General features: G+C 61.5%; 6 protein-coding genes. 2 read left to right on the top strand and 4 right to left on the bottom strand.

Annotated features, from left to right (window positions below):
* Positions 1-623, top strand: a 623-nt coding sequence (locus Q0094_RS11345) for a zinc ABC transporter substrate-binding protein (RefSeq protein ID WP_297619430.1), incomplete at its 5' end; no start/stop codon positions are given.
* A gap of 41 nt (positions 624-664) precedes the next feature.
* Here the strand turns inward: Q0094_RS11345 and Q0094_RS11340 are convergent.
* Positions 665-3,292, bottom strand: coding sequence for an ATP-binding protein (locus Q0094_RS11340; protein ID WP_297619427.1), 2,628 nt, complete (start codon positions 3,290-3,292; stop codon positions 665-667).
* Entirely contained in the window at positions 3,289-3,750 is a 462-nt protein-coding gene (locus tag Q0094_RS11335; RefSeq protein ID WP_297619424.1) for an oxidoreductase, read from the bottom strand. The genes Q0094_RS11340 and Q0094_RS11335 overlap by 4 nt, the downstream gene beginning before the upstream one ends.
* Positions 3,751-4,041: 291 nt before the next feature.
* Here Q0094_RS11335 and Q0094_RS11330 point away from each other — a divergent pair, with 291 nt between their 5' ends.
* Positions 4,042-4,656 (top strand): response regulator transcription factor, encoded by a 615-nt coding sequence (locus Q0094_RS11330; RefSeq protein WP_297619421.1) that lies wholly within the window; start codon positions 4,042-4,044, stop codon positions 4,654-4,656.
* A gap of 57 nt (positions 4,657-4,713) precedes the next feature.
* Here Q0094_RS11330 and Q0094_RS11325 read toward each other — a convergent pair whose 3' ends face one another.
* Both Q0094_RS11325 and Q0094_RS11320 read right to left on the bottom strand, forming a co-directional pair.
* Entirely contained in the window at positions 4,714-5,079 is a 366-nt protein-coding gene (locus tag Q0094_RS11325; protein WP_297619418.1) for a hypothetical protein, read from the bottom strand.
* A 232-nt stretch (positions 5,080-5,311) separates the two neighbouring features.
* Positions 5,312-5,899, bottom strand: a complete 588-nt coding sequence (locus tag Q0094_RS11320) for a hypothetical protein (RefSeq protein ID WP_297619415.1) — start codon at positions 5,897-5,899, stop codon at positions 5,312-5,314.
* Between the last annotated feature and the right edge of the window lie 101 nt (positions 5,900-6,000).

Here is a 6,000-nt window from a genome sequence, read left to right as displayed (position 1 = left end):
ATGCCGGCCATGACCACGCGCATGACGACCACGCGCATGACGACCACGCCCATGACGACCACGCGCATGACGACCATGCGCATGACGACCACGCCCATGATCATTCCGGCATCGATCCCCATGCCTGGCTTGATCCGGCGAACGCCGCGCTCTGGCTTGATGTGATCGCGGCCGAGCTTTCGCGGCTCGATCCGGACCATGCCGCCACCTACGCCGCCAACGCCGCAACGGCGCAAGCCGCCTTGACCACGATGCAGGCCGATATCGCCGCGCGCATGGCGTCGCTGTCGGGTGGTTTCATCGTGTTTCACGATGCGTATCATTATTTCGAAGCGCGGTTTGGCATCGAGGCCGCGGGCGCGATCAGCCTGTCGGATGCCTCTGACCCCGGCCCGGCGCGGGTTGCCGAAATCCGCGATCTCGTCGCCGCCGAAGGCATTGCTTGCGTCTTTGTCGAACCGCAATTCAACCGCGGCATGGTCGATGCGGTTTTTGAGGGCACGGGCGTGCGGATCGGCGTGATCGACCCCATCGGCGCGATGCTGGAACCGGGGCCCGCGCTTTATCCCGCGCTGCTGGACGCGATGGCGCAATCCTTTGAGGCCTGTCTGGCGCCAAGTTGACCGGCGATTGACCCGGGTCGGGGGGGCTGGGGCTGGGCGGGCTAGACCGCCACGCCAAGCGCTTGGGTTTCATGTTCCAGTGCCGACACCGCGTGTTCGGCCTGTGCGGCCGCTTCGGTCAATCGCGCCGTAAGCAAGACCAGGGCCGGCCCATCGCTTGTGCCTTGTGCGGCCTGTTCCAGATCGCGCAAGGCATGGCCCAAATCATGCAAGCCCGACATCATCGCAGCCCCCGCGGCGCGGTGGGCGGTTTCGGCACAAAGCGCGCGATCCAGATCGGCCTGAGCGACCGCTTGATGGGCCAGCGCGACCGTATCGCGCAGCAGATTGAGCCCCAAGGTCGACCCGCACATCTCAAGCGTCGTGCGCAGCGCGGCCAGCGCATCGGATGGCTTGTGCGCCGCAAGATCAACGGGCGCTGTGGCGACGCCTTTGGCATCCAGAAAGGCTTCAAGTTCAGCAAGCCCAAAGGGCTTGTACAAGACCCCGTCCATTTCCGGAGGATCACCCTCGGCCGAGCCGATCAGATCGATCCGCGCCGTGATCCCGATGATCCGCGCATCGCACGACCGACCCCGAACGCGAATTTCGCGAACCGCCTCGATCCCTGTCATCATCGGCATGTGGAAATCCATCAAGATCAGGTCATAGGCTGTCTTGGCGGCCATGGCGATGGCGTCTGGCCCGCTATGGGCGGTATCGACCCGGTAGCCCAGTTCGGACAGCATTTGGCCGACAAGCTTGCAATTGACCTCGGCATCATCGACCACAAGCGCCATCGCGCCTTGATCGACCCGGTGCGCCATCGCGCGCACCGACCGGGGGGCGGGCGGGGGCAATGCCTGTTCATCGGCCCGGTCGAGCGCCAGGGTGATGGTGACATGACAGCCTTTGCCGCGATCGCTGAGAACGGCGATATCGCCGTTCATCATGTCGACCGCCTGTTTCACGATCGACAAGCCCAGACCAAAGCCCGCGCGGTCGGCTTTCTGGTCGGCCAGAAGGTCGTGATTGAACGGCTCGAAGATACGGTCGATCTTGTCGGCGGGAATGCCCGGCCCGTTGTCGATCACCTCGGCGCGCAGCATCACGCGACCCTGCGGATGGGTCGTGGCAAAATCGAGCCGCACGTCGACCGTGCCGCCGCGGGCATATTTCGTGGCATTGACGATCAGATTGCCCAAGGCCCGGGTAAAGGCGCGGGGTTTTCCCATCACCGCGACAGGCATCGCCTCGCCGGTCACGCCAAGCGTCAGGTTTGTGCCATCGGTCTGTCCGATCAGGTGCATTTCCGCGATCAAGTCGCGCGCGATGGCCGCCGGATCAAAGGGGATGTCGACCTCGTTCACATGGGTGGCGCGGATTGCATCCAGCGCATTGTCGGTTTGTTGCAGCGCGTGCCCACAGCTTTGCAGCGCAGCATCCACCAGCGCCCGTGCATCATCGGCAAGGGTCTTGCGCGACAAAAGATCAAGCGCGGCGCGCACCCCATGCAGCGGCGTGCGCAATTCATGGCTCATCGTTGCCAGAAAACGTCTCTGGGCGTTGGCATAGCGGCGCGCCTCATCGGCGGCATGCTGCAGGCGCCGCTCGAATTCCACCTGATCCGAGATGTCTTGCACGAACACAAGGATCAGACGCTGCTCGGCATCAAGCTGGGTCATGCGCACCAGAACGGCGGCGCGAAACACTTCGCCCGATGCGCGATGGGCATTGACCTGAAGCGGGCCGATGGTGGCGTCGCCCGTGTCGCCGGTCTGGTGGAGGAAACGCAAGAACCGGTGATAGTCGGCCAGACGTTCGGGCGGGATCAATGTTTCTTCAAGATTATGGCCTTGCAGCGCGGAATGCGTGTGCCCGAACACGACACTGGCGGCCGGGTTGGTCAACAAGATGCGCCCATCCACGTCGCAGATCAGCATCGCCGTGACCGATGATTCAAAGGCCGCCTTGGCCAGCGCCGTGCTGCGTTCCAGCCGCGTTTCCGCCGCCGCATGGCTGCGACCCAACCGAACCGACAAGATCAGCGACACGATGGTCAGCCCGATCAGCGTGATGCTGGTTCCATAGAGCGCGGCCAGCAATTTGCGATCTTGCAGGCGGGCGGCCTCGGCGCGGGTGACCATGACCTGCAAGGCATCGGCCGACAGGCGACGCACCATCGGCTCGATCGCCGCGACATCCGCAGCCAGTTGCGCCAGCAGCAAGGGCAATTCCGGCCCAACGCGCAGCGCGTCGATCTGGCTGGTCCAATCGGCCTTGGCCTGTGTCAATATGGCGATCTCGGTTTGGTAAACATCGTCAAGATCGCTGACGGTCAAGGTATCGATCAAGGCTTTGCTGCGTGTTTGCAAAGCGCCAAATTCCACCTGAACGCTGCGCAATGTCGCTGCGGGCACCATGGCGGCATCGCGCGCGGCAAGGTCATTGGCAATCTGCAATGCAACGCTCAGATCGCGGTAATCAACCTCGAACTGGACGATGTTCCACACATGGTTATCGCTTTCCGCAGCCCAGTTTTCGTCGATCTTGTTGTGGAGCTTGGTCGCGGCAGTGAGCAGCGCGATGGTGAAAAGCAGCAAGAGCGCGGTCAGCACGCGTGCCGCAATCGACCGATTGGGCGGTGTCAGCATGCCGTCGATCGGCCCAACCGGGTCTGGCAAACTCATGACACCTCGATGCGCGACAGCTGCCGTATGGTCAGGGCAAAGTGGCTTTTGGCCGAACACTGGCTGCGGCGATTGAACGGGCAAATCACCCATAGCGGGCCTTGATCGCGCACAGCGATCGGGGCGCCGTTCATCCGATTGGCCACGATCGGCGCAACAGGATCGATCACGGCATCGTTCATCACCATCATGTGATCGCTCAGCGCAATCAGCCGGACAGCAGTGATCGCGTCCGCAAGCCCCGCGGCGGCAAGCAGGGCGTAAAGCGAAGGCCCCGAAAAATGTGTTTCCCCGTCTGTCCAGAATGTCGTGGTGGTGATGGCTGTCTGCGGCAAATCACACAGCGCCGCGTCGTCAAACAGCGCGTCGGGCCCTTTTGCTTTTAAGGTCAGGAAATCCTGACCATAGGCCGTATCCAGCGGATAGGTCGCCGTGGCCTGTGTGGGCGGGCGGGCCATTCCCACGGGGCTGGGTCGTCGGGTCAAAACAAGGCTCATCGCACATCTCACTCGTCACCAGGGCGTCGGCTTCGAATGCCGAAAAGCTCTACTTTGTACCTTATGACAAACGCCTCCGCACAATAAACATATCAAAAGAGCATTAACTATCTTTCGAGAACATAGCTTGCAAAATCAAGATAATTTCGACACGAATGTTAACTAGATAGTTGGCAGCGGATGCACTTATTCCCTCAGGACACCATCATCAGGGAAGGATGCAGGCAATTGGAAAAGGTTCGCGCGGAAGACATGAAAGTTCTCATCGCCGATGATCACGCACTTTTGGCGCAGGCTGTGGCACATGCGCTGCGGGAAGAGGCCGGGTTTGATGTGGCGGTGACCACGTCGCGTCAGGGTGCGGTCGATGAGTTGGAGCAATCGACCTACGATGTGGTTCTGTTGGATCTGCGGATGCCCGGCATGCACGGCTTGTCAAGCGTGGCCGAAGTGGTCAAGCGGGCAGGGGATGGTCAGGTGGTCTTGTTCACCGGCCAGCTTGACCGGCAGTTTCTGGACGACTCGATCAAGCTTGGGCTCAGCGGCTACATTCCCAAGACCATGCCGCTCAAATCGCTGGAAAGCGCCTTGCAACTGATCCGCAGCGGCCAGACCTTTATCCCGCATGTGGAAATCCCGGTCGAGGTTGGCCCGCCAACCGTTCCGGTCAAGCGTGAGCCCGTTTCCGACCGCGAAACCCATGTGCTGCGTCTTGCTGCCGATGGCGACACCAACAAGGAAATCGCCCGCGCGCTGGCCATCACCGAAACGCAGGTCAAGATGATCATGCGCAACATCTGTACCAAGCTTGGCGCGCGCAATCGGGCGCATGCCTGCATCATCGCGCGCGAGCGCATGATGATCTGAGCACCCGTGCGGCCGCAGGCGCCACGGCGTGGGGCCTGCGTAGCGCGCAGGGTTGGGTCAGTTTGCGGCTTCGATGCGCTGGTTTGGCGCGCCGGGTTGCCAGATCTCGATAAACTGCACAAGGTGGCTCAAGGGCCAGTCGCGTTCAAGATCAAGGTCGTGGGCTTGGCCCGCCAGTTTGCATGCCTGTGTCCAGTCTTCGGCAAAGCTGCGCTCAAGTTCTTGTGCCACGGCGGTGGCGATCGCCTTGGCGGATTTTCCGCCCACGCCGCGCGTATGGGCCAGATCGAACCAGGCTTGCTTGGGGTCGTTCAGGATGCGCTTGATCGAATAATCGAAAAAGAATTCCGAGCGCAGCACGCTGGGGCGCAACTCTTGGTGTGACGCCTTGTCGTGCAATGCGTTTCGAAGGTTGATGTCCAAGCTTGCCCCTGCTGTCACGCGATCCGACCCCCATCTGGACGCGGCGGACACGGGGCTTTTGCCGCGCGCCACGCCGTTCTGTGTTGTCGGAAAAGTCTATGAACTGCGGAAACAGCCGACAAAGTATCCTAAGTGTCGAAGGCTGGTCCTTCCGCGTCGGTGTGTGCCTGTCGAGCGCATGCGGTCACGCACGTGCGGCCGGTTGATCCGTTGCACAGTTGAAGTGCTGTAATCATACCAGATGCAGCCGCGATCGGACATGGCCGTTGTTTGTAACAGCCGCGCTCAGGCATAGTGCAAACTCTGCCTGCGATGCCGGCAGACGCAGGCTGGCATCGGCAATTCTGGCGCGCTGGCAGCTCATGTCATGCTGCGCAAACATGTGCGAGGCCACGACCACCACCCGTTCGGGCGCGCGCTGGCGATGCTTGGTCAACAGGTCGAACGCCGCATTGAGGCTGAAACACATGTCGAGGCTGACCACCGTCAAGCTTGGATACGGCGATTGCCGCGCGGCCGTTTCAGCCTCGTCGAGGGTGTTCAAGACATGGACACCGCGCGTATGGCGGTCCAGCCAGCCGATGTGATCATGAAGCGGCGAGCCGGGTTCGGCCACGAAGAAAATCCGCCGACCGATCACATTCGGGCCGAGGATATGAACCGCCGCCTCGCGCTGGCCATCGGGTACGGATTGGCCCAGCCGCATGTCCCGTCGCCGCGCCAGGCGTTCGGGCAACGACCGCGTGCGCAGTGCTTCCGTACTATCCTCGGGCGAGAGGGCGGGCAAAAGTTTTCGTAATGCAGTCGCATCAAACGGCATGTGCGCTCCGGGCGGGAATTTTCCGATCCTGCGCAATGTGCCGAAACAAAAAGTGGCAATCTATGCATCTTAAGTGAGGTTATATACTTTGGATAGTTTGC

It is taken from the genome of uncultured Roseicyclus sp. (genome assembly GCF_937892565.1).
GTDB lineage: Bacteria > Pseudomonadota > Alphaproteobacteria > Rhodobacterales > Rhodobacteraceae > Roseicyclus.
Note: the sequence above shows the minus strand (reverse complement) of the source record. Positions and strands in the feature narration are given on the sequence as shown.